At 64.3% G+C, this 19031-nt stretch carries 17 protein-coding genes; 10 read left to right on the top strand and 7 right to left on the bottom strand.

Going from position 1 to position 19031, the window contains the following annotated elements:
* The first annotated feature begins 5 nt into the window (after window positions 1–5).
* From hisH to tatC, 9 genes are all read left to right on the top strand, one after another.
* Complete coding sequence (gene hisH / locus ACP7BZ_RS13405; RefSeq protein WP_426113892.1) at window positions 6–644, top strand: imidazole glycerol phosphate synthase subunit HisH; 639 nt, start codon at window positions 6–8, stop codon at window positions 642–644.
* Window positions 645–730: 86 nt separating this feature from the next.
* Complete coding sequence (gene hisA, locus ACP7BZ_RS13400) at window positions 731–1531, top strand: 1-(5-phosphoribosyl)-5-[(5-phosphoribosylamino)methylideneamino]imidazole-4-carboxamide isomerase (RefSeq protein ID WP_426113890.1); 801 nt, start codon at window positions 731–733, stop codon at window positions 1529–1531.
* A gap of 13 nt (window positions 1532–1544) precedes the next feature.
* Window positions 1545–2306 carry an imidazole glycerol phosphate synthase subunit HisF gene (hisF, locus tag ACP7BZ_RS13395; RefSeq protein WP_426113888.1) on the top strand — a complete coding sequence of 254 codons (762 nt, stop codon included), beginning with the start codon at window positions 1545–1547 and terminating at the stop codon, window positions 2304–2306.
* Between the two features lie 32 nt (window positions 2307–2338).
* Window positions 2339–2791 carry a phosphoribosyl-AMP cyclohydrolase gene (gene hisI, locus ACP7BZ_RS13390; protein WP_426113886.1) on the top strand — a complete coding sequence of 151 codons (453 nt, stop codon included), beginning with the start codon at window positions 2339–2341 and terminating at the stop codon, window positions 2789–2791.
* Window positions 2788–3129, top strand: a complete 342-nt coding sequence (locus ACP7BZ_RS13385; protein WP_426113884.1) for a phosphoribosyl-ATP diphosphatase — start codon at window positions 2788–2790, stop codon at window positions 3127–3129. Before hisI ends, ACP7BZ_RS13385 begins: the two co-directional genes overlap by 4 nt.
* A 19-nt stretch (window positions 3130–3148) precedes the next feature.
* Window positions 3149–3517 carry a histidine triad nucleotide-binding protein gene (locus ACP7BZ_RS13380; RefSeq protein ID WP_426113882.1) on the top strand — a complete coding sequence of 123 codons (369 nt, stop codon included), beginning with the start codon at window positions 3149–3151 and terminating at the stop codon, window positions 3515–3517.
* 90 nt (window positions 3518–3607) lie between these two features.
* Window positions 3608–3835 carry a Sec-independent protein translocase subunit TatA gene (tatA, locus tag ACP7BZ_RS13375; protein WP_426113881.1) on the top strand — a complete coding sequence of 76 codons (228 nt, stop codon included), beginning with the start codon at window positions 3608–3610 and terminating at the stop codon, window positions 3833–3835.
* Between the two features lie 55 nt (window positions 3836–3890).
* Window positions 3891–4388 (top strand): Sec-independent protein translocase protein TatB, encoded by a 498-nt coding sequence (tatB, locus tag ACP7BZ_RS13370; protein WP_426113879.1) that lies wholly within the window; start codon window positions 3891–3893, stop codon window positions 4386–4388.
* Window positions 4388–5143, top strand: coding sequence for a twin-arginine translocase subunit TatC (gene tatC, locus ACP7BZ_RS13365; RefSeq protein WP_426113877.1), 756 nt, complete (start codon window positions 4388–4390; stop codon window positions 5141–5143). The genes tatB and tatC overlap by 1 nt, the downstream gene beginning before the upstream one ends.
* Window positions 5144–5166: 23 nt before the next feature.
* Here tatC and ACP7BZ_RS13360 read toward each other — a convergent pair whose 3' ends face one another.
* Together ACP7BZ_RS13360 and ACP7BZ_RS13355 are read right to left on the bottom strand one after the other, a co-directional pair.
* Entirely contained in the window at window positions 5167–5967 is an 801-nt protein-coding gene (locus tag ACP7BZ_RS13360; protein WP_426113875.1) for a CsgG/HfaB family protein, read from the bottom strand.
* Between the two features lie 220 nt (window positions 5968–6187).
* Window positions 6188–7924, bottom strand: a complete 1737-nt coding sequence (locus tag ACP7BZ_RS13355; RefSeq protein ID WP_426113873.1) for an extracellular catalytic domain type 1 short-chain-length polyhydroxyalkanoate depolymerase — start codon at window positions 7922–7924, stop codon at window positions 6188–6190.
* A gap of 294 nt (window positions 7925–8218) precedes the next feature.
* Here ACP7BZ_RS13355 and ACP7BZ_RS13350 point away from each other — a divergent pair, with 294 nt between their 5' ends.
* Complete coding sequence (locus ACP7BZ_RS13350; RefSeq protein ID WP_426113871.1) at window positions 8219–8770, top strand: fasciclin domain-containing protein; 552 nt, start codon at window positions 8219–8221, stop codon at window positions 8768–8770.
* Window positions 8771–8843: 73 nt separating this feature from the next.
* On the opposite strand, the gene ACP7BZ_RS13345 is transcribed toward ACP7BZ_RS13350, so the two are convergent.
* From ACP7BZ_RS13345 to ACP7BZ_RS13325, 5 genes are all read right to left on the bottom strand, one after another.
* Window positions 8844–10115 (bottom strand): MFS transporter, encoded by a 1272-nt coding sequence (locus ACP7BZ_RS13345; RefSeq protein WP_426113870.1) that lies wholly within the window; start codon window positions 10113–10115, stop codon window positions 8844–8846.
* A gap of 169 nt (window positions 10116–10284) precedes the next feature.
* On the bottom strand, window positions 10285–12264 hold the full coding sequence (locus tag ACP7BZ_RS13340) for a DUF885 domain-containing protein (protein WP_426113868.1): 1980 nt from the start codon (window positions 12262–12264) through the stop codon (window positions 10285–10287).
* Window positions 12265–12399: 135 nt separating this feature from the next.
* Window positions 12400–12900: a hypothetical protein gene (locus tag ACP7BZ_RS13335; protein ID WP_426113866.1), complete on the bottom strand. Its 501-nt coding sequence runs from the start codon at window positions 12898–12900 to the stop codon at window positions 12400–12402.
* A complete protein-coding gene (locus ACP7BZ_RS13330) occupies window positions 12897–17042 on the bottom strand; it encodes an SNF2-related protein (protein WP_426113864.1) in 4146 nt (1381 codons plus the stop codon). The genes ACP7BZ_RS13335 and ACP7BZ_RS13330 overlap by 4 nt, the downstream gene beginning before the upstream one ends.
* A complete protein-coding gene (locus tag ACP7BZ_RS13325; protein WP_426113862.1) occupies window positions 17039–19006 on the bottom strand; it encodes a prolyl oligopeptidase family serine peptidase in 1968 nt (655 codons plus the stop codon). The genes ACP7BZ_RS13330 and ACP7BZ_RS13325 overlap by 4 nt, the downstream gene beginning before the upstream one ends.
* Window positions 19007–19031: the final 25 nt, after the last annotated feature.

Here is a 19031-nt window from a genome sequence, read left to right as displayed (position 1 = left end):
CGACCATGAAAAAAATCGTTGTAGTCGACTACGGCATGGGCAATCTGCGATCGGTGGCGCAAGCGCTGCGCGCGGTGGCGCCCGAAGCGAATGTCCTTATTTCCGGCGACCCGCGCGACATCGACAGCGCCGACCGCATCGTGCTGCCGGGGCAGGGCGCCATGCGCGACTGCATGCAGAGCCTGCGCGAGTCGGGTGTCGAAGAAGCGCTGCTGCGCGCCTCCAAAAACAAGCCGCTGATGGGCGTCTGCGTGGGCGAGCAAATGCTGTTCGACCGCAGCGAGGAAGCCGATACGGCGGGCCTGGGCCTGCTGCCGGGCCGCGTTGTAAAATTCCGCCTCGATGGCATGCTGCAGCAGGACGGTTCGCGCTTCAAGGTGCCGCAGATGGGCTGGAACCGCGTGCACCAGGTGCGCAGCCACCCGATCTGGGATGGCATCGCCGAAGACGCCTATTTTTATTTCGTCCACAGTTATTTTGCCCAGCCCATCGATGGCGAAGACGCCATCGGCGAGACCGATTACGGCTCCGCCTTTTGCTGCGCCGTGGCGCGCGAAAACATCGTCGCCACCCAGTTTCACCCGGAAAAAAGCGCGACCGCGGGCCTGCGCCTGTACCAGAATTTCGTACACTGGAATCCATAAGCCGGTCGTCTTGTTTGCGTCCTTATTTGCGTCCTTATTTACGTCCTTATTTACGTCCCTAATCAGTTCAACTTACGCCCACTATCATGCTGCTCATTCCTGCCATCGACCTCAAAGACGGTCACTGCGTGCGTCTTCAACAAGGCGACATGAACCTTGCCACGGTCTTCTCCGAAGATCCTGCCGACATGGCGCTGCACTGGCTCAAGAAAGGCGCGCGCCGCCTGCACCTGGTCGATCTCAACGGCGCCTTTGCCGGCAAGCCGAAGAACGAAGCGGCCATCAAATCGATCCTGCAAGTGGTGCAGGAGTACGCCGACGACAATGGCATCGATGCCATCCCCGTGCAGCTCGGCGGCGGCATCCGTGACCTCGACACCATCGAGCGCTACCTCGACAACGGCATCAGCTACATCATCGTCGGCACCGCCGCCGTCAAAAATCCCGGCTTCCTGCACGATGCCTGCGGCGCCTTTCCCGGCCACATTATCGTCGGCCTCGACGCCAAGGATGGCAAGGTCGCCACCGATGGCTGGAGCAAGATGAGCGGCCACGAAGTGATCGACCTGGCCAAAAAATTCGAAGCGTATGGCGTCGAATCGATCGTCTACACCGACATCGGCCGCGACGGCATGATGGGGGGCGTCAACATCGAAGCGACCGTCAAGCTGGCGCAAGCGGTCAAGATTGCCGTGATCGCCTCCGGTGGCCTGCATAACCTGGCCGACGTCGAAGCGCTGTGCGCGGTGCAGGACGAAGGCATCGAAGGGGTCATCTGCGGCCGCTCGATCTATGAAGGGACCATCGATCTGACCTCGGCCCAGCTGCGCGCTGATGAATTGACCGTTGCACTGGGCGCCGCATTGCTGAAAGGCGGCGCGGCCTGAGCCGGGCCCTATCATGCTCGCCAAACGCATCATTCCCTGCCTCGATGTCACCGGTGGCCGCGTCGTCAAGGGCGTCAATTTCACCGAGCTGCGCGACGCCGGCGACCCGGTTGAAATCGCCCGCCGCTACGACGGCCAGGGCGCCGACGAAATCACCTTTCTCGACATCACGGCGTCGTCCGACGACCGCGACCTGATCCTGCACATCATCGAAGCGGTTGCCTCGACCGTGTTCATTCCGCTGACCGTCGGCGGCGGCGTGCGCCGCGTCGAAGACGTGCGCCGCCTGCTCAACGCCGGCGCCGACAAGGTCAGCATGAATACCTCGGCGGTCACCAACCCGCAGCTGGTGTTCGACGCTTCGCAAAAGCACGGCTCGCAGTGCATCGTGGTGGCGATCGACGCCAAGCGCGTCGCCGACGGCCAGTGGCAAGTGTTCACCCACGGTGGCCGCAACGCCACTGGCCTCGACGCCGTCGCCTGGGCGCAAAACATGGAACGGCTGGGCGCCGGCGAGATCCTGCTCACCAGCATGGACCGCGACGGCACCAGGTCCGGTTTCGACCTCGGCCTGACGCGCGCGGTGTCGGACGCCGTTGGCATTCCCGTCATCGCCTCGGGTGGCGTCGGCAGCCTGCAAGACCTGGCCGACGGCATCAAGCTGGGCCGCGCGGACGCCGTCCTCGCCGCCAGTATTTTTCACTATGGCCAGCACACGGTTGAAGAAGCCAAGCGCTTCATGGCCGCGCAAGGCATTCCCATGCGCCTGGATTGACCATGACTTCATCGAACCCATCAACAAACGCAATGGCGACCGCACCCGCCCATGCGGCCTCTGTCACCAACGCCAAGTGGCTCAAAAAAGTCGCCTGGGACGAACACGGCCTGGTGCCGGTGATCGCCCAGGAAGCGAGCACGGGCGACGTCTTGATGTTCGCCTGGATGAACCGCGAAGCGCTCGCCAAAACGGTCGAGCTGGGCGAAGCGGTGTACTGGTCGCGCTCGCGCAAAAAGCTGTGGCACAAGGGCGAAGAATCGGGCCACACCCAGAAGGTGCTGGAAATTCGCCTCGACTGCGACGAAGACGTCATCCTCTTGAAAATCGCCCAGACCGGCGGCATTGCCTGCCATACGGGCCGTCACTCGTGCTTTTTTCAACGCTTCGACGGCGACGCCGCCAGCGGCGACTGGCATAGTGTCGAGCCGGTGCTGGTCGATCCAGCCACCATCTACAGCAATCCGAAAAAGAACCAACCATGAGCGTGACCCTGCAACGCGTGGCGGCCGTGATCGAGTCGCGCAAAGCTGCCAACGGCGGCGACCCCGCCACCTCTTACGTGGCCAAATTGCTGGCCAGGGGCGATGACGCCATCCTCAAAAAGATCGGCGAAGAAGCCACCGAAACGGTGATGGCCGCCAAGGATGTGCGCGCCGGCGCCGATCCCTCCAAGCTGCTCTACGAGGTGGCCGACCTGTGGTTCCACTCGATGGTGCTGCTGGCCCAGTTCAATCTGACGCCGCAGCAGGTACTCGATGAATTGGCGCGCCGCGAAGGCGTCTCCGGCATCGCCGAAAAACAGTCGCGCAGCGACGCTTAATCTTTTTTCAGGACGCTTTGTGGACAATTGCCTCTTTTGTAAAATTGCTGCCAAAAAAATCCCCGCCAGCGTGGTCTATGAAGACGACGAATTGCTCGCCTTCAAGGACATCAACCCGGCTGCACCGGTGCACCTGCTGTTGATCCCCAAGGTGCACGTGGCGACGCTGTCCGATTGCACGCCAGCACACACGGCCATGCTGGGCCGGCTGCTGGCGCTGGCGCCGAAACTTGCCGCTGAGCATGGCTGCGCCGTGCAGCACGGGGCGGACGGTGCCAGCGGCGGTTACAAGACCCTCATCAACAGTGGGCCGGATGGCGGGCAGGAGGTGTACCATCTGCATGTACACGTGATCGGCGGGCCCAAACCCTGGGCTGGTCAGCGTTAATAAGGCTAAGGCGCACATCGCGGCTATCGCATATACTGCGCCTGTACATTTCCACGAATTCAAGGCGTTCGCGCCGGCAAGGAGAACAACATGGGTTCAATGAGTATCTGGCACTGGGTCATCGTGCTGTTGGTGGTAGTTTTGCTGTTCGGCACCAAAAAGCTGGGCAATATGGGTGCAGACGTCGGCAAGGCCGTCAAGGGCTTCAAGGATGGCGTCAAGGGCGAAGAAGACAAGACGGCGGCGGCACCGGTGAGCCAGGTTGCTGCTGACAAGTCGACCATCGACGTTGAAGCGAAGGAAAAGTCGAAATTCTGACGATGCCGCCTGCAGTGCTGTGCCTGCAGGCCGGATCGGCTGAACCGGCCCCTCCATGATCGATCTCGGTCTTTCTAAAATCGCCATCATCGGCGTCGTCGCGCTGATCGTCATCGGTCCCGAAAAGCTGCCCAAGGTGGCGCGGATGGCCGGGACCCTGTACGGCCGCGCCCAGCGTTATCTGCACGACATCAAGTCGGAAGTGAGCCGCGAAATCGAACTGGAAGAATTGCGCAGTCTGCGCAAGGAAGTCGTCGATACGGCCGAAGCGATCCGCACTGAAGTCCAAAGTACCATTCACTCATCGGTCGACGATGTCGAGGCGGCCTGGCGCGGGCACCCGGCGACGTTTGGCAATCCCACCGCCAGCGTTGCCGACCTCGAGCGCAAGGCGCGCGACTTCCGCCGCAAGAAACTGACGCGCAACTCGGCCATTCCCGGCTGGTACAAGCAACGCAACGGCGGCAAGATGCACCTCATGTCGGGCGCCGCACGGGTCAAAAAATACCGCCCGCGCGCCACCACCGCTTCCACCTCATCCAGCTTCTTCTAATGACCGACAAAGCCGAGGGCGAAGAAACCTTCATCTCCCACCTGTTTGAACTGCGCGACCGCCTGATCAAGGCCGTCATCGGCGTGGCCATCGTTTGCGCCGGCCTGTTCTTCTGGCCGGGACCTGCCGCCATCTATGATTTCATCGCCAGTCCGATGATCGCTTCGCTGCCGGTGGGCGCCAAAATGATCGCCACCGGCGTCATCGCGCCGTTCCTGGTGCCGATGAAGGTGACGCTGTTGATCGCGTTTATCATTTCGCTGCCGTGGGTGTTTTACCAGGTGTGGGCGTTCGTCGCCCCCGGCCTGTATGCCCACGAAAAAAAGCTGGTGCTGCCGCTGGTGGTGTCGTCGTCGCTGCTGTTCATCGGCGGCGTGGCGTTTTGCTATTTCTTTGTGTTTGGCCGCGTGTTCAGTTTTATCAGCAACTTCGCGCCCAGCTCGATCGCCGTCATGCCCGATATCGAAAATTACCTCGATTTCGTCATGTCAATGTGCCTGGCCTTTGGCGCCACCTTCGAGGTGCCCGTGGTGGTGGTGATCCTGGTACGGATGAACATCGTCAGCGTCGAAAAGCTCAAGGAAATCCGCCCCTACGCGGTGGTCGGGGCGTTTGTGATTGCCGCCGTGGTGACGCCGCCCGACGTCGTCAGCCAGCTGTCGCTGGCCATTCCCATGTGCCTGCTGTTTGAACTGGGCCTGCTGGCCGCGCCCGCCTTTGCCCGGGCGACTAGGACGCCGGAAGAAGCGGCCTGATCGCGCTTGCCGAATGCCTACGCCTAGTTGGTGTTGAGCAGGCCGCCGTTGCCCAGGCCCCCTTCGACTGACTGGGCCTGGTAGTTGCGCACTGCCCGCACCAGCTGGTTGTATGAATCCATGAAAGAAGCGTTCAGCACCTTGCCCTGCGGCGTATTGCTGTAGCCGCTGCCGGCGGCAACGCCGCCACCGAACAGGGCGCCGACGGCGCCGTAATCCCAGTTCTTGGCGCTGCCTTCGGCCGCCGCCAGCTGCAAGCCGGAGCGGTTGTCGGTGAGCAGCAGCATGGTCGACGCTTCGTTCGACTTGATCGAGCCGCCGATTGCCGAACCGACCGCGCCGAGCATGCCGCCCACCAGCGCGCCGATGCCGCCAGTGCCGCGTGCGCTAAAGCTGATCGAGGGGGTGACGGTGTAATCGGCCGCTACCATCTGGCCCTTGCCCAGGTTGCTGGTCTTGCGCAATTCTCCCGCTGCCATCAATTCGCGTTCCCCTTTCATGTTGTTCAAGGCACGGCCCCGTTCGACCACGGCAAAACAGTTCGACTGCTGAATAATCAGGCGCAGCAGGGGCACCGTGCTTTGCATGTGGTATTCCTGGGTGAACTGGTAGAGCCACGGCTGGTTGGCCTGTTCGACGATGGTCAAGGTGCCCAGGGTCTGGCTGCAGCGCTCGAGCTGGGCATTCGCATTGGTGGCAGTGGCGCCACCAGCGGCGCCGGTGGCGATGGTCTTGGCGCTGCTGTCGCCGATGGTGGGTGTCATGTTGGCGCAGCCATGCAATAACAGGGGGAGCAGCACGAGCGGGAGGTGAGTGACTTTCATGACAACGTCCTTTGGCGTGGAGAGCGTGGTGAAATGCGGTCTGATTTTGATGACCACCAATCGTAGCCATGGCGCCTCGCATCAGCTTGTGTCGGCTCAAGCCAGCGGTTCACGTGCCCAATAAAAACGGCGCTGTCGCGCATGGCGTCCAGTGAAGGAGAAATGGAACGGGCACCGAAAAGGTGCCCGTTCCATGTGTGCCTAACTGAAGCGGCTCGGTTCAGGGGCAGTTACCAATCACAAAATACCCGGCCGCCGTCTGCGCCAGCGTGGCCGTATAAAACAGGTTGTCGAGTCCCATGTTTTGATTGGAACCATTGGCCAGTGCATAGCCGCCGCTGTCATGCGCGCGTCCGGCCTGCACGTGGGCGTAGTTGCTCGCCGTGCTTGCCGTACAAACAAAACCGTTCGCGGTGGTGGCCGTCAGCACGCCCGACAGGGCGCTCTCGCCGCTGGCGCCGGTCGACGACACCTGGAAGTTGTAGCTGGTGCTGGCTGCCAGTGCGCTGGCGAGGTAGCTGGTGGCGGTCAGCGGCGTTGCCGTGAGCTTGCTGCCATTGCGATAGACGTTGTAGCCAGTGGCGTTGCTCGCTGCCGACCATGACAGCGCGATGCTGCTGGCAGTAATCGTACCGGCCGTCAGTGTTGCCGGTGGCTGGAGGACGGGCGCGGTGCCGACCAGGAACTGGCCGATGGCGCAGGGGGCCGAGGTTTGTCCGGTGCCGCTGTCGCTGGCGCTGACGGTGCCCGTGTAATAGCCATTGGCCAGCGCGTACGCCTTGCTCAAGCTGCTGCCGGCGCCGGCGGCGGCATCATTGACGGCCGTCGCTCCCGTCAACACCACCTGGTAGCTGGAGATTGTCCCGGCGCTGTCCTGGCCGCTGGCGCTGATGGTGGCGGTGCTGCCGGCCACGCTGGCGGCGCAGGCGCTCACCGTCGGCGCCGCCACGGCAGCCACCCGCAGATTGTTCTTGAACCAGAAATCCATGATAAAGGCCGGATAGTTGACGTGGCTGGCGTCGACATAATTGGTGTTCTGGCCGCCGCTGCCGGCCGGCCATGCGTGCGCCATGCCGGTGATGGTCATCTCCGAGGTACGCAGCTTGCCGTTGGCATCCTTGTAGCGGATGTCGCTGCCGCCGGTCGGCACCGTCACCGCCGCCTGCTGGGTAAAGCTGCCGCCGTACGCCAGCCGCATGGCCGCTGCATCCATCGGTCCATACGCCTGGGCCACGGTGTAATCGGTGGTGCCCCACACCACGCCGGCGATCTGGGTGGCGAACTGCGCCTGATTGGTGCCGGCCAGCGCCTTGCAATTGTTCGCCGCCGTGGTTGCCGTGTAGCCGGACGGCACAAAGCCAATTTGCGCCGTGGTGGTGCCCGGGGGCGGCCCGGCATTGATGCCGACGCCGGCAAAAATATCGGGCGCCAGGCAGGCCAGCGCCATGGTCTCGCCGCCGCCCGACGACAGGCCGGCCACATAAATCTGCTTGGGATCGATGGCGTATTTGGGATCGGCCAGAAATCGGTTGATCAGCTTGATCAAGATGGCGTCGTGGCCGGACGTGCGGTTGTGGTTGGTACTGGCATAGTCCCAGCAATGGTTCGAATAGACATTGCCGGTGGCATTCGGCGCCAGTACCACGGCGCCATACTGGTCGGCCGCCGTCTTCCAGTTAAAGCCGCCACCGGTGTCGATGACGTCGGCCGTGGCCGTTTGCGTGCAGCCGTGCAGCGCCAGCACCAGCGCGCGCTTGCCGGCCAGCAGTGGCTGGCTGGCCGGCCAATAAAAGTAACCGGTCAGGCTGCCGCCGTTGACGCTGTCGGCGTCCCAGGTTTGTTGCGCGCTCCAGGCGCCGGGGCCGGCTTGCAGCTGGGCGTGGGCGCTTGCGCAGGCCGACAGTAGCAGCAGGGCGCCAGTGAACTGGCGGGCTGCGGCTTGAATGGAAGGGGTCATGACGGTGTCTCCGTTATAGGGGGGTAAAAGCAGCGCCGCTGGCTTTTCGCTCTGGGGGCGCCGTGAGGAACAATCAAAAGATCACAAAAAGTAACGTCTTGATTCTAGTCCACACAACGGCCCAGTTCGAGGTGCGCGCCAGCACGCCCGCTGTGCGCGGATGCACATGGCCATCGGCGGCGCACCATCGGCTGCACACAATCAATTGTCAAATAATTGAATCCGCGCGGCCGGCTGCGCCGTATATCTTCCTGTGACACTGACAATCATTGCTTACTTTAATCAAGGATCCACATGAAACGCATCATTTCTGCAGCATTCGTCGCCGGCGCCCTGATGGCCGCCCCATTTACTTTCGCCGCTGACGTCATGGTCGGCGGCCAGGCCATGATGGCCTCGCGCGACATCGTCGACAATGCCGTCAATTCGGCCGATCACACCACCCTGGTCGCGGCTGTCAAGGCCGCCGGCCTGGTCGATACCCTCAAGGGCAAGGGCCCGTTCACCGTGTTCGCGCCCACCAATGCGGCCTTCGCCAAACTGCCGGCCGGCACCGTCGACACCCTGGTCAAGCCGGAAAGCAAGCCGACGCTCACCAAGATCCTGACCTACCACGTGGTGGCCGGCAAATACGACTTCATGGCACTGTCGAACGCCATCAAGAAGGGTGGCGGCAAGGCCGAACTGGCGACCGTCGCTGGCGGCAAACTGAGCTTCATGATGAATGGCATGCACAACATCGCCATCACCGATGAAATGGGGGGCCACGCCAGCATCAGCACCTATGATGTCTACCAGTCGAACGGCGTGATCAACGTCATCGACAGCGTGCTGATGCCGAAGTAATCCTGCCACTGCAGGGTGCATCAATGAACAAGGCCAGCTCGCGAGCTGGCCTTGTTCATCGATGGCGCGATGGTTAGAGCGTGTTCCTGGTCAGCAGCAGCGCGACCAGGCTGATCAGCGCAGCCGCACTCAGATAGTAGCCGACGTATGCCAGGCCATAATGGGTCGCCAGCCAGGTGGCTGCATACGGCGCCAGCGAGGCGCCGAGGATGCCGGCCAGATTAAACGTCAGCGAAGCGCCGGTATAGCGCACCTCGGCCGGGAACAGTTCGGACAGCAGGGTGCCCAGCGGACCGTAGGTCATGCCCATCAGGCCCAGGCCCAGCGCCAGGAACAACGCCACCGTATAGGTGCTGCCGGAGCCGAACAGGGGCGCCAGAACCAGGCCGAACACGGCAATCGCCGCCGACACCCAGATCATGGTGGCGCGGCTGCCGTTTTTGTCGGCCAGCACTGCCGACAGGGGAATGGTCAGACCGAAAAACAGCACGGCGAACAGCTGCAGCTCAAGAAAATCCTTGCGCGAAAAACCCAGCTTGCTGGTGCCCCAGCTGAGGGTAAATACGGTCATCAAATAAAACAGCACGAAGGTGGCCAGGGCGATCAGGGTGCCCAGTACCAGCACGCGGGTGTGATCGCGCAGCACGGTGACAACCGGGATCTTGACGCGCTCGTTCTTCGCCAGCACGCGGGCAAAATCGGGCGTTTCCGTCAATTTTAGGCGCACCACCATGCCGACGATGACGAGTAACGCGCTCGACAGGAAAGGGATGCGCCAGCCGTACGCAAAAAACTCCGCTTCGGTGAGCACCTGGGTGAGCAGCAAAAAAGTGCCGCCCGAGAGGAAGAAGCCGATCGGCGCCCCCAGTTGCGGAAACATGCCATACCAGGCACGCTTGCCCGGTGGCGCGTTTTCGGTCGCCAGCAGCACCGCGCCGCCCCATTCGCCACCGAGGCCGAGTCCCTGGCCGAAGCGGCACAGCGCCAGCAGCAGGGGCGCGAGCATGCCGATGGCCGCATAGGTGGGCAGCATGCCGATGACGACGGTCGACACGCCCATCGTCAGCAGCGCTGCCACCAGCGTCGCCTTGCGGCCGACGCGGTCGCCGAAGTGGCCGAACACGGCCGAGCCGATCGGCCGCGCCAGGAAGGCCAGCGCAAAGGTGGCCAGCGACTGCAAGGTGGCAGCGGCGGCGTCGGATGCCGGAAAGAACAGCTTGGGAAAGACCAGCACGGCGGCGGTCGCGTAAATATAAAAGTCGAAGAACTCGATGGTGGTGCCGATCAGGCTGGCGAAGAGGACGGTGCCGGGAGAGTTGGCTTTGACGGGTGCTGTTTGAGACATCGGGGTCGTCCTGGTTGAAACGGCGTGCGAGGTGCGCGCCCATGGTCGACCGAGTGTAACATTTGCGCAAGCTTGCTATGCAGTTCAGTGCAGGACAAATGGGGCCGAGCCCCTGCAGCGGGGGGCCAGTCCCAGGTTTGCCTGACCGAACGGCGCAGGCACGCCCGATTTACTGCATCAACTCGCGAATCGTCTTCACCGGCGCATTGCCATAGCTGAGAAACTGCTCGTGAAACTGCTTCAGGTTGAAGGCCGCTCCCAGCGCCTGCTTTCGCTGCTCGCGCAATTCCATGATGTCGCTGTAGCCGCTGAAATAGCTGGTCAGCTGCACCGATGACAGTTGCACGCGGCGCCATTTTTCATTCGCTTCGGCCGGTGTCTGAAACGCCTGGCGCACCAGCAGGTCGAGCGCCTGCGGCTGCGTCATGCCATTGACGTGCACGCTGTAATCGAGAATGGTATTGGTGACGCTGCGCAGATTCCACTTGCAGTACATCAGCCACATTTCCGCTGCATTCTCGCCATAGCCCGATTCGAGCATCATGCGCTCGGCGTAGACGGCCCAGCCTTCGACCATGGCGCCATTGCCAAACAGTGACTTGACCAGCGACGGCGACTTGTTGGCATACACCAGCTGGGCGTAATGGCCCGGCACCGCCTCATGGATATTGAGAATCTGTAGCATCCAGTTGTTGTACTCGCGCAGGCTGCTCTCGGCCTCGGCCGCCGTCATCGCTGTCAGCGGGGTGACGTTGTACCAGGTGCGGTCTTGCGGACGATACGGGCCGGGGGCGTCGATGCTGGCGCCGGCGATACCGCGCTTATACAACGGCGTCTCGCGCACTTCGAGAGGGCGGCGCGGGTCCAGCGTGAGCAGGTCGTGCGAACTGACCCAGGCTTGCAGCACGGGGATCTGGCGGCCGATCTCGGCGACGAAATTTTCACGGGCGACGTGATTGAGCGACAGCTTGTCGATCACCATGCCGATTTTGGCGTAGCGGTCGGCCGGCCGGGCGGCGCTGCCCATGGTCTTGGTCCACAGCTCGTCGGCCAGGCCGCTCATGCGCGTCAACAGTTCTTCACGCGCCGTCAATGCCTTCTGGTAAGTCTGTTCGGCGCTGCTGGCCGAACCGATGTCGTAGGCGAACTTGGCGTCGTACAGCTCTTTGCCAAGGCGGAACGAGCGGGCGCTGCGGCTGGTCTGCTGCTGTTTGTCGAGCGTGCTGAGGAAGTCGACATAGCCCAGCAGGGCGCTGCCGGCGTTGGCGATGCGCTGCTCAAAAATCGCCTTCTCCTGCGGCGTCAAGATCGATTCTTGCGCTGCTTTGCCCAGATCGGCCAGCACCACCAGGGTGCCGGGCGCCTGGGCAATCGCCAGCGCGGTGTGCTCGCGGGTGGGGTTGACGATGCTGGCCTGGGCCGCCTGGTAATACGCCGGCACCAGCGCCAGCCGCTTGAGCAGGGTGCGCAGGCGCTGCGGTTTGGCGGCATAATCGGTCGACAGGATCAGGTCGAGCGGCTCGGCGATATTGTAGAGCGATGGATTCCATTCCCATTCGCGCAGCGAAGTCAGGGCGAATTTGTCGGCGCGTACCTTGTTGATCAACAGCGCCAGGTCGGTGCGCTGGCGCGGCGACAGCGCGCGCGCATCGATCTTGCCGAATCTGGCCAGCCAGTCGTCGGCAAAACTGAGCTGCTGGGCGCGCAGGGCGGCGTTTGGAATCGACATGGCGGCGGCGCCATCGAATTTGCCGACGCTGATCGCCGCTTCCGGATCGAGCTTCCACAAGCCATTGAGGAACTGTTGGGCGTTGTAGTCGAGCGTGCGGTCCGAACGTTTTTCGCCGGCCGTGCTGGTGATGGCAATGGCCAGCGGCGCAGCAGCAGCGGCCACCGCGGGCGCCACCGTTGCAGCCTTGGCACCCTTGGCACTTTTTATACCCTTTATACCATTTATACCTTTTGCCCCCTTGGCCAGTTTGCCCGTATGTGATTTGGCTGCCTTGGCGCCCTTGGCCACCGGGTGGCTGCCGTGGGCCGTGGCTTGCTTCGGCTTGGCCGCCGCTGGTGTCAGCGCGAACGCCGCCAGCACCAGTGCCAGCGCGAATTGGCTGGTGCACAGCTTCCTGCTGCCGACCTTTTTGTTCATTCTGTGTGACCTCGTGATTGTCAATACGCGCCGCCCAGGCGGGCGACGGCCGTCAGGTTAGCACCAATCGCAGCGCTTGCGCGCGATGGTAACAATTGGACGCATTGGGGGCGCATTGGGGGCGCACTGCGGGACTCACCTGCCTGCCAGCGGCGCATCGTCAGCTTGACCGTGGGTCTGCAGCCATTGCTGGTGACGGCCATTGAGCGTCGCCACGGCGCGCTTGCCGCCGCCAATATGGGTCAGAAAAATCACATTGACGCGACTGTGGCGGTGGCTGACCTGCACCGTCCACGAGCGCGTCACCCAGCTCCAGAAGCCCGCTTCGAACGACGCTTGACCCACCTCGCCCCATGGCAGACCGAGCACGCGCCGCCGCCATGGCAGCACCCCCCGATAGACCCAGATGCCGGCATCGTCGTAATACAGCACCACGCTGCGGCTGCTGGCCAGGCGATACGCCACCAGCAGCGCCGCCAGCGCCAGCACCAGCGCGGCCGCCAGATCGCCCCAGCGAAAGGCCAGCGGCACGGCGACGAAAAACAGCAGCGCCGCCAGCACCAGCGTGACGCTGTAGGCCAGCCACGATTTATAGCCGACCACCTGCGCCGTACCGGCCTGTTCCAGCGTGCTCATGACGCCAGTCCCTGTTCGAGCATGCGCAGCATGTCCGTGGGCGACAGGCGCGCCGCCAGGTCGGCCCCTTCGAGCAGGCTGTCGGCCAGATCGCGCTTGTGCTTGTGCAGTTCGACGATGCCTTCCTCGATGGTGTGGCGCGCCACCAGCCGGTAGATGGTCACCGGCCGCAACTGGCCCATGCGGTGGGCGCGGTCGGAGGCCTGGTCTTCCACTGCCGGATTCCACCACGGGTCCATGTGGATGACGTAATCGGCCGCCGTCAAATTGATGCCGACACCGCCCGCTTTCAGACTGATGAGGAACAGGTCGCCATCGCCGCCCTGGAAGGCGTCGACCCGCCGCTTGCGCTCGGCCATCGGGGTCGAGCCATCGAGGTACTGGTAACGGATGCCCTGTTCATCGAGGTGGCGGCGGATCAGGGTCAGGTGATCGACGAACTGGCTGAACACCAGCACCTTGTGGCGGTTTTCCAGCAGCTCGTCGACCAGGCGGGCAAATGCAGTGAGCTTGGCGCTTTCCAGCTGCAGTTCGGGCGCCACCAGGTTCGGATTGCAGCAGGCGCGCCGCAGCTTCATCATCTCGGCGAGGATCTCGATCGATTTTTGCTGTTGCGGCTGTTCCAGCGCGGCCAGCCGCGCCAGCGCATCGCGCCGCAGCGATTCGTACAGCGCCGTCTCGGGCGCCGTCAGATCGACCGGCAGCACGATCTCGGTGCGCGGCGGCAGCTCGGCCAGTACCTGCGCCTTGGTCCGTCGCAAAATAAAAGGCTGGATCAGGCGTTTTAAACGCGTGCGCGCACCCTGTTCGGCGCGCTTGTCCTGGGCTTTTTCGATCGGTCCCGCAAAGCGCAAATTGAACTGGTCGGCACTGCCCAGCAAGCCTGGATTGATAAACCTGAACAGGTTCCACAATTCGCCCAAGTGATTTTCCAGCGGGGTGCCGGTAGCGACCATCTTGAAATCGGCCTGCAGCGCCATCACGGCCTGCGAGCGCTTGGTGGCGGTGTTCTTGATCGCCTGCGCTTCGTCGAGCACCACGCTGTGCCAGCGCACCTTGGCAAACTGCGCCGCCGCCAGCTGCAGCAAGCCGTAGCTGACGATGACGAGGTCGAACGCTTCGACGCCGTCCAGCAGGGCGGTGCGCTCGCCGGCGCCGCCGCCGCCAAACAGTTTGATGCGCAGGGTCGGGGCGAATTTTTCCGCTTCCGCCATCCAGTTCATGCACACCGAAGTGGGCGCCACCACCAGCGCCGGGCCGTTCGGTGCGCGCAGCAGCAGCAGCGCCAGCGTCTGCACCGTTTTACCGAGACCCATGTCGTCGGCCAGGCAGGCGCCGACGCCCCAGTGGGCCAGCCGCGCCAGCCACTGGTAGCCTTCGAGCTGATAGTCGCGTAACTCGGCGCGCAGGGTCGAGGGCAGCGCCGGCGTCAAGGCGGTGCTCGACGCCAGCCGTTTTAAATGCGCCTGCCACTGCCGGTCGGCCTGCACCGCGCCAGCGTCGTGCGCCAGTTCTTCCAGCACGAAGCTGGCCAGCGGGTGCACCCGTACGCCGTCGGCGGTCGCTTCGCCATACGCGCCCAGTTCCATCAGGCGGCGGTGCAGTTCGCTCGACAGCGCCATGAACTGGTTGTTGCCCAGCTCGACAAAGCGCCCGCGGCTGCTGCGCAGCATGTCGAGCAGGGCGCGCAAATCGACGATGCGCGCCTCATCGATCTGCACTTCGCCATCGGCGGCGAACCAGTCCTTGTCGCGCTTGATCGACAGGCGCAGCGCGCTCGCCTCGACTTTTTTGCTGACCCTGAACGATTCGCCTTCAGGCCACGCCACCAGCACCTTGGCGGGGTCGACCTCCTGCAGTTCGGTCAGCAGTTCGAGGCAGGCAATCGGTTGGCCGAGCAGCCATTCGCCATGTTCGGCCTCGGCGTCGTCGAGGCTGTGGCAGGCGCCGATCAGGGTGCGCTCGGCGTCGCGCTCGGCGTTCAGGTCGCGCTTGGCTTCGACCCGCACGCCATTGAGGTCGGCGATCACGCTGTCAGCGCCGCTGCCGGGGGCGTAATAGGCGCCGGCACCGGGCAGCGGCCGCACCAGCACCTGCATGCGCAAACCCTGCTGGTAGGGCAGCAAGTGCACGTGCAAACGGGCGTCAGCCACCACCTGTTCGAGGTCGCCATCGCTGCCGCCGATGTCCGACTGCACGGTGACGATCGCGGAAATGGCGCTGATCGCCTTGAGTACCTGCTTCTCGGCCGCCAGCGGCACTACCAGGCCATTGCCGATGATGGCGCCGACGCGGCGGTGCTCGGCGGTGAGCCGCACCACGCGCAGGCGGTTCGGTCCTTCGCGGCTGATGCATACATCGTCTGCGCCGACGGTGGACGGGCGCAGGGTAATGGTGACCTGGCCGGCACTGGCCTTGACCAGCAGTTCCGGCTCGCCCGGCAGCAGTTCGACGCGGGTGCCGGCGGCATCGACCCAGAACAGCAGCGGGTGGCCGATCAATGCTGCCACCGCCTTGTCGGTATCGAGTTCATAGCGGCTGCCGCTCTGGCTATAGTATTTGAAGCCTTCGATGGCGCCGATCACCGTCACATCCTGAGCCGTCAAAAAATCCATCTGCGCCGCTTCGTCGGCCAGCCGTTTCAGCGAGACCGCGCGGCCGCGGCTCCAGCCACCCTGGCTGTCGCGCTTTTGTTCGCGCGGCTCGATGCTGTTGATGCCCCAGTCGGCGGCATAGCCGATCAGCCACACCAGGCGCGACTCGCGCACCGTTTCCACATTGACCGCGGGCTGCAGGTTGATCAAGGCATTGAGCTGGCGCTGCCACGCTTCTTCGCGCGCGAACCAGCTCGTCATGTCGGTGATGCGGTGGCGCTGGCGCAGGGTGATCGCCTGCTGCTCATGGGCGACGGCGCCGGCGCCGTTCAAATGGCCCAGCAGGGCGCCCAGCTGGGCGGCGATCAGGTCGAAGCCCGCTTCGCTGGCCGCCTCGCACAGCTGCTCGAGCTGCGCGCGCTTGTCCGTCAGCGGCGCTCCCAGCCACCAGTGCAGCAGGGCGCGAAACAGCGCCGGCTGCATCTGCTTTTCCCACGCGCGCGTGGGCAGCACGTCGGGGTCGACGGTGCCGGCGCGGATCTGCCGCAGCATGCTCAATTGTTGATAGACGGCGCTGTCATGGCTTTGGCCGGCGCGGTTGGCGATCTCCAGGTAGGCCTCGGCCTGTTTCAGGTGGTGCGGCGCGCCGCTCTTGAGCAGAGCGACGACGTACAGGTGGCCAGCCAGCCCACTAAAAATCGCCTTGCGTTTGCCGCTCTCGCGGCGGCGCAGCTTAAGCGCTTCTTCAAACTTGACGAGGGCGGCGGCGTCGTCGCCACGCAGCAGCGAAATGGCAGCGTCGAACATGACGCCGTAGGAGGCGTCCAGTGCGCCCAGCAGCGCGCTGGCGTCATCAAGGCGGCCGCAGACGATCAGGTTGGCGGTCAGCGCCACCCGCAGCAGCATCGAGGCGCGTGCCTGCGCCGCCAGCGCTTCGGCGCAGGCGCGGATCGCGCGCGCGTGGGCCGGCTCGTGCTGGCTGTGCGCGAGCAGCACGGCGACGACGTCGTCGCGCACCGACGGGTGGATGTGCTCGATCAGCTCGGGCTCGAACGGCGCGCCGGCGATGTCGACCAGCGGGTGCAAGTAGCCCGCTTCGTGGCAGGCCAGGCACGCCTCTAGCAGCGGCGTGACCGTGCTGGCGTCATCGCCACCGACCAAGGCCATGCGCAGCAGCGCCACGCCCTGGCGGTAACTGCGCAGCACCACATTACCCTCCCAGTTGGTGCGCAGTGGCAGGATTCTCTGGTACGAGTGACGCAGCGCCGGCAGCATGTCGGCAGCGAGCGCCGCGCGGATCGCCGGCCAGACGGCGTCGGCCGCCAGCGTAAAGCCGCGGCCGATCACTTCGCTGATCAGCGCCATCTGGCGCAGCAGGGCGAGGTCGCCGTCGAGGGTGAGGGCGGGGATGACGATGCCCATCTCGGCAAAGTGCAGGGTGATGCGGCTCTTGCCCATCGGCTCGCCGGCCAGTGCCAGCAGGGCGCATATCAGTTGTTGCGACTCCGACAGCGCGGCATGGCGCGCCTGTGAACTGCCTGCCGTCATACGGGCGGCGCCAGGTTGTCGATGGCGACCACCGCCAGCGGTTCGGCCGGGGTGACGCCAAAAATACGCAGATAAAAATACAGTTCCGCTTCCAGCGTGCGCACGATGGTGTCGCGCTGGCGAAAGCCATGGCCTTCGCCAGCGAAGGTCAGGTAAGCGACCGGCACGCCGGCGCGCCGCAGGGCGTCGACCATCACTTCCGATTGTGACGGCGGCACCACCTTGTCGTCGAGCCCCTGGAAGAAGATCATTGGGCTGCGCAGTTTATCGGCATGGTGGATCGGCGAGCGCGCCAGGTACAGCGCCTGCGCCGCCGGTTGGGCAGCGATCAGGTAATCGGTGTAGTGCGATTCGAATTTGTGCGAATCGGCGTCCAGGCCGGCCAGGTCGGACACGCCATAATAGCTGGCGCCGGCCTTGAAAACATCGTGGAAGGCCAGCGCGCACAGCACCGTCAGGCCGCCGGCGCTGCCACCGCGGATCACCAGGCGGTCGCCATCGACCAGCGCTTGCGCTGCCAGGTAGCGGGCGCCGGCGACGCAGTCATCGACGTCGACCACGCCCCACTGGCCGTGCAGGGCGTCGCGGTAGGCGCGGCCAAAGCCGCTGCTGCCGCCGTAGTTGACATCGAGGACGGCGAAGCCGCGGCTGGTCCAGTACTGCGTTGCCAGTTTTAAGGTGTTGGTGGCCATGCTGGTGGGGCCGCCGTGGCCGATCACCATCAGCGGCGGCTTGACGCCGGCCGGCGCCTGGTAGCGGGCGTTTTGCGGCGGATAATAAAAGGCGTGCGCAGTGCGAGCGCCGCTGGTTGGATAACTGACGCTGTGCGGCACCGACAGATCGGCGCGGCTGGCGCCTGCCGGCAGCGCCGCCATCGAGGTGGCCAGCACGGCGCTGTTGGCGCTTGCCAGGTCCATGCGCACCAGCTCGGTGGCAATGGTGGGCGCGCCACCGAGGAAGACGACGCTGTCGCCAGCGACCCGCAATTCGCGGATGTCCTGGTAGACGGTGGCGATAGGGTGCAGGCGGCCATCGCTGACCGACAGCTGCGCCAGGTAACTGATGCCGTTCTCGATATACGTGCAGACGATCTCGTGCTCGCTGCGAAAGCCGTACATGGCATTCCCAAAGGTCCATTGCGGGGCGCCGAATTCGGCCTCGCGCGGGCACAGCGCGACGCTAGCGCGGCCATCGAAGCGGTACAGATTCCACCAGCCGCTGCGGTCTGAGACAAAATGCAGCACGCCGGCGGGCGACCATTCGGGCTGGCAGATCGCTTCATCGCTGCCGCCGGCCACCAGGCGGGCGTTGGCAAGCTTGCCAGCGGCGTCGATCTCGGCCAGCCACAGTTCGCTGCCCTGCCACGGCATGCGTGGATGCATCCAGCTGAGCCAGGCCAGCTGGCTGCCGTCGGCAGACAGGCGCGGAGCGGCGTAAAAATCGCTGCCGCTCATGAGGACCGTGTGCCGGCCATCGAGGCCGATGGCGCACAGCGTGTTGGCTGGTTCGCCAGCGCCGGCATGGTCTTCGACCACGCTGATCAGGCGCGCGCGCGCGCGGTCGAGGACAAAATCGGCATAGCGGCGGCTGCCGGCCTCGCCCAGCGGCTGCGCCGGCTGGCCATCGCGCAGCACATACAGGCGGTTGTCGGCGAAATGGGAAAACACCACCAGGCCGCCATCGACCAGCAGCGCACCGCCGCCATATTCATGGACGCGGCTGCGCACATTGAAGGGCGTGGCGCCGGCCGGCGTCAGTTCAGTGATCGCAGCGCCATCGGCGCCGCGCTGGCGCAGCAGGGTGTTGCGGCCGCCTTCGCCGGCACGGCCAGCGAGCCAGTAGACGTCCACGCCATCGATGGCCGTCTGTGACAGCGGGGTGGCGCCGGCGGCGACGCTGGCGGCGCTGATGGGCGACGGCCAGGCGCCCGGTTGGGCAGGCTGGGGAAGGGACGATGATGTCATGGCGGCGGGCGGCGAAGGCAGGCGG

This window comes from Massilia sp. PWRC2, assembly GCF_049896725.1.
Lineage (GTDB): Bacteria > Pseudomonadota > Gammaproteobacteria > Burkholderiales > Burkholderiaceae_D > JAFCUW01.
This window is presented reverse-complemented; position numbering and strand designations above follow the sequence as displayed.

Bases quoted from the DNA above. Each gene is read 5' to 3' on its own strand.
- ACP7BZ_RS13350 (WP_426113871.1), top strand. From the start codon at position 8,219: ATGAAACGCATCATTTCTGCAGCATTCGTCGCCGGCGCCCTGATGGCC.
- ACP7BZ_RS13340 (WP_426113868.1), bottom strand. From the start codon at position 12,264: ATGAACAAAAAGGTCGGCAGCAGGAAGCTGTGCACCAGCCAATTCGCG.
- ACP7BZ_RS13355 (WP_426113873.1), bottom strand. From the start codon at position 7,924: ATGACCCCTTCCATTCAAGCCGCAGCCCGCCAGTTCACTGGCGCCCTG.
- ACP7BZ_RS13335 (WP_426113866.1), bottom strand. From the start codon at position 12,900: ATGAGCACGCTGGAACAGGCCGGTACGGCGCAGGTGGTCGGCTATAAA.
- tatA (WP_426113881.1), top strand. From the start codon at position 3,608: ATGGGTTCAATGAGTATCTGGCACTGGGTCATCGTGCTGTTGGTGGTA.
- ACP7BZ_RS13385 (WP_426113884.1), top strand. From the start codon at position 2,788: ATGAGCGTGACCCTGCAACGCGTGGCGGCCGTGATCGAGTCGCGCAAA.
- tatC (WP_426113877.1), top strand. From the start codon at position 4,388: ATGACCGACAAAGCCGAGGGCGAAGAAACCTTCATCTCCCACCTGTTT.
- tatB (WP_426113879.1), top strand. From the start codon at position 3,891: ATGATCGATCTCGGTCTTTCTAAAATCGCCATCATCGGCGTCGTCGCG.
- ACP7BZ_RS13330 (WP_426113864.1), bottom strand. From the start codon at position 17,042: ATGACGGCAGGCAGTTCACAGGCGCGCCATGCCGCGCTGTCGGAGTCG.
- hisA (WP_426113890.1), top strand. From the start codon at position 731: ATGCTGCTCATTCCTGCCATCGACCTCAAAGACGGTCACTGCGTGCGT.
- ACP7BZ_RS13360 (WP_426113875.1), bottom strand. From the start codon at position 5,967: ATGAAAGTCACTCACCTCCCGCTCGTGCTGCTCCCCCTGTTATTGCAT.
- ACP7BZ_RS13345 (WP_426113870.1), bottom strand. From the start codon at position 10,115: ATGTCTCAAACAGCACCCGTCAAAGCCAACTCTCCCGGCACCGTCCTC.
- hisI (WP_426113886.1), top strand. From the start codon at position 2,339: ATGGCGACCGCACCCGCCCATGCGGCCTCTGTCACCAACGCCAAGTGG.
- ACP7BZ_RS13325 (WP_426113862.1), bottom strand. From the start codon at position 19,006: ATGACATCATCGTCCCTTCCCCAGCCTGCCCAACCGGGCGCCTGGCCG.
- hisH (WP_426113892.1), top strand. From the start codon at position 6: ATGAAAAAAATCGTTGTAGTCGACTACGGCATGGGCAATCTGCGATCG.
- hisF (WP_426113888.1), top strand. From the start codon at position 1,545: ATGCTCGCCAAACGCATCATTCCCTGCCTCGATGTCACCGGTGGCCGC.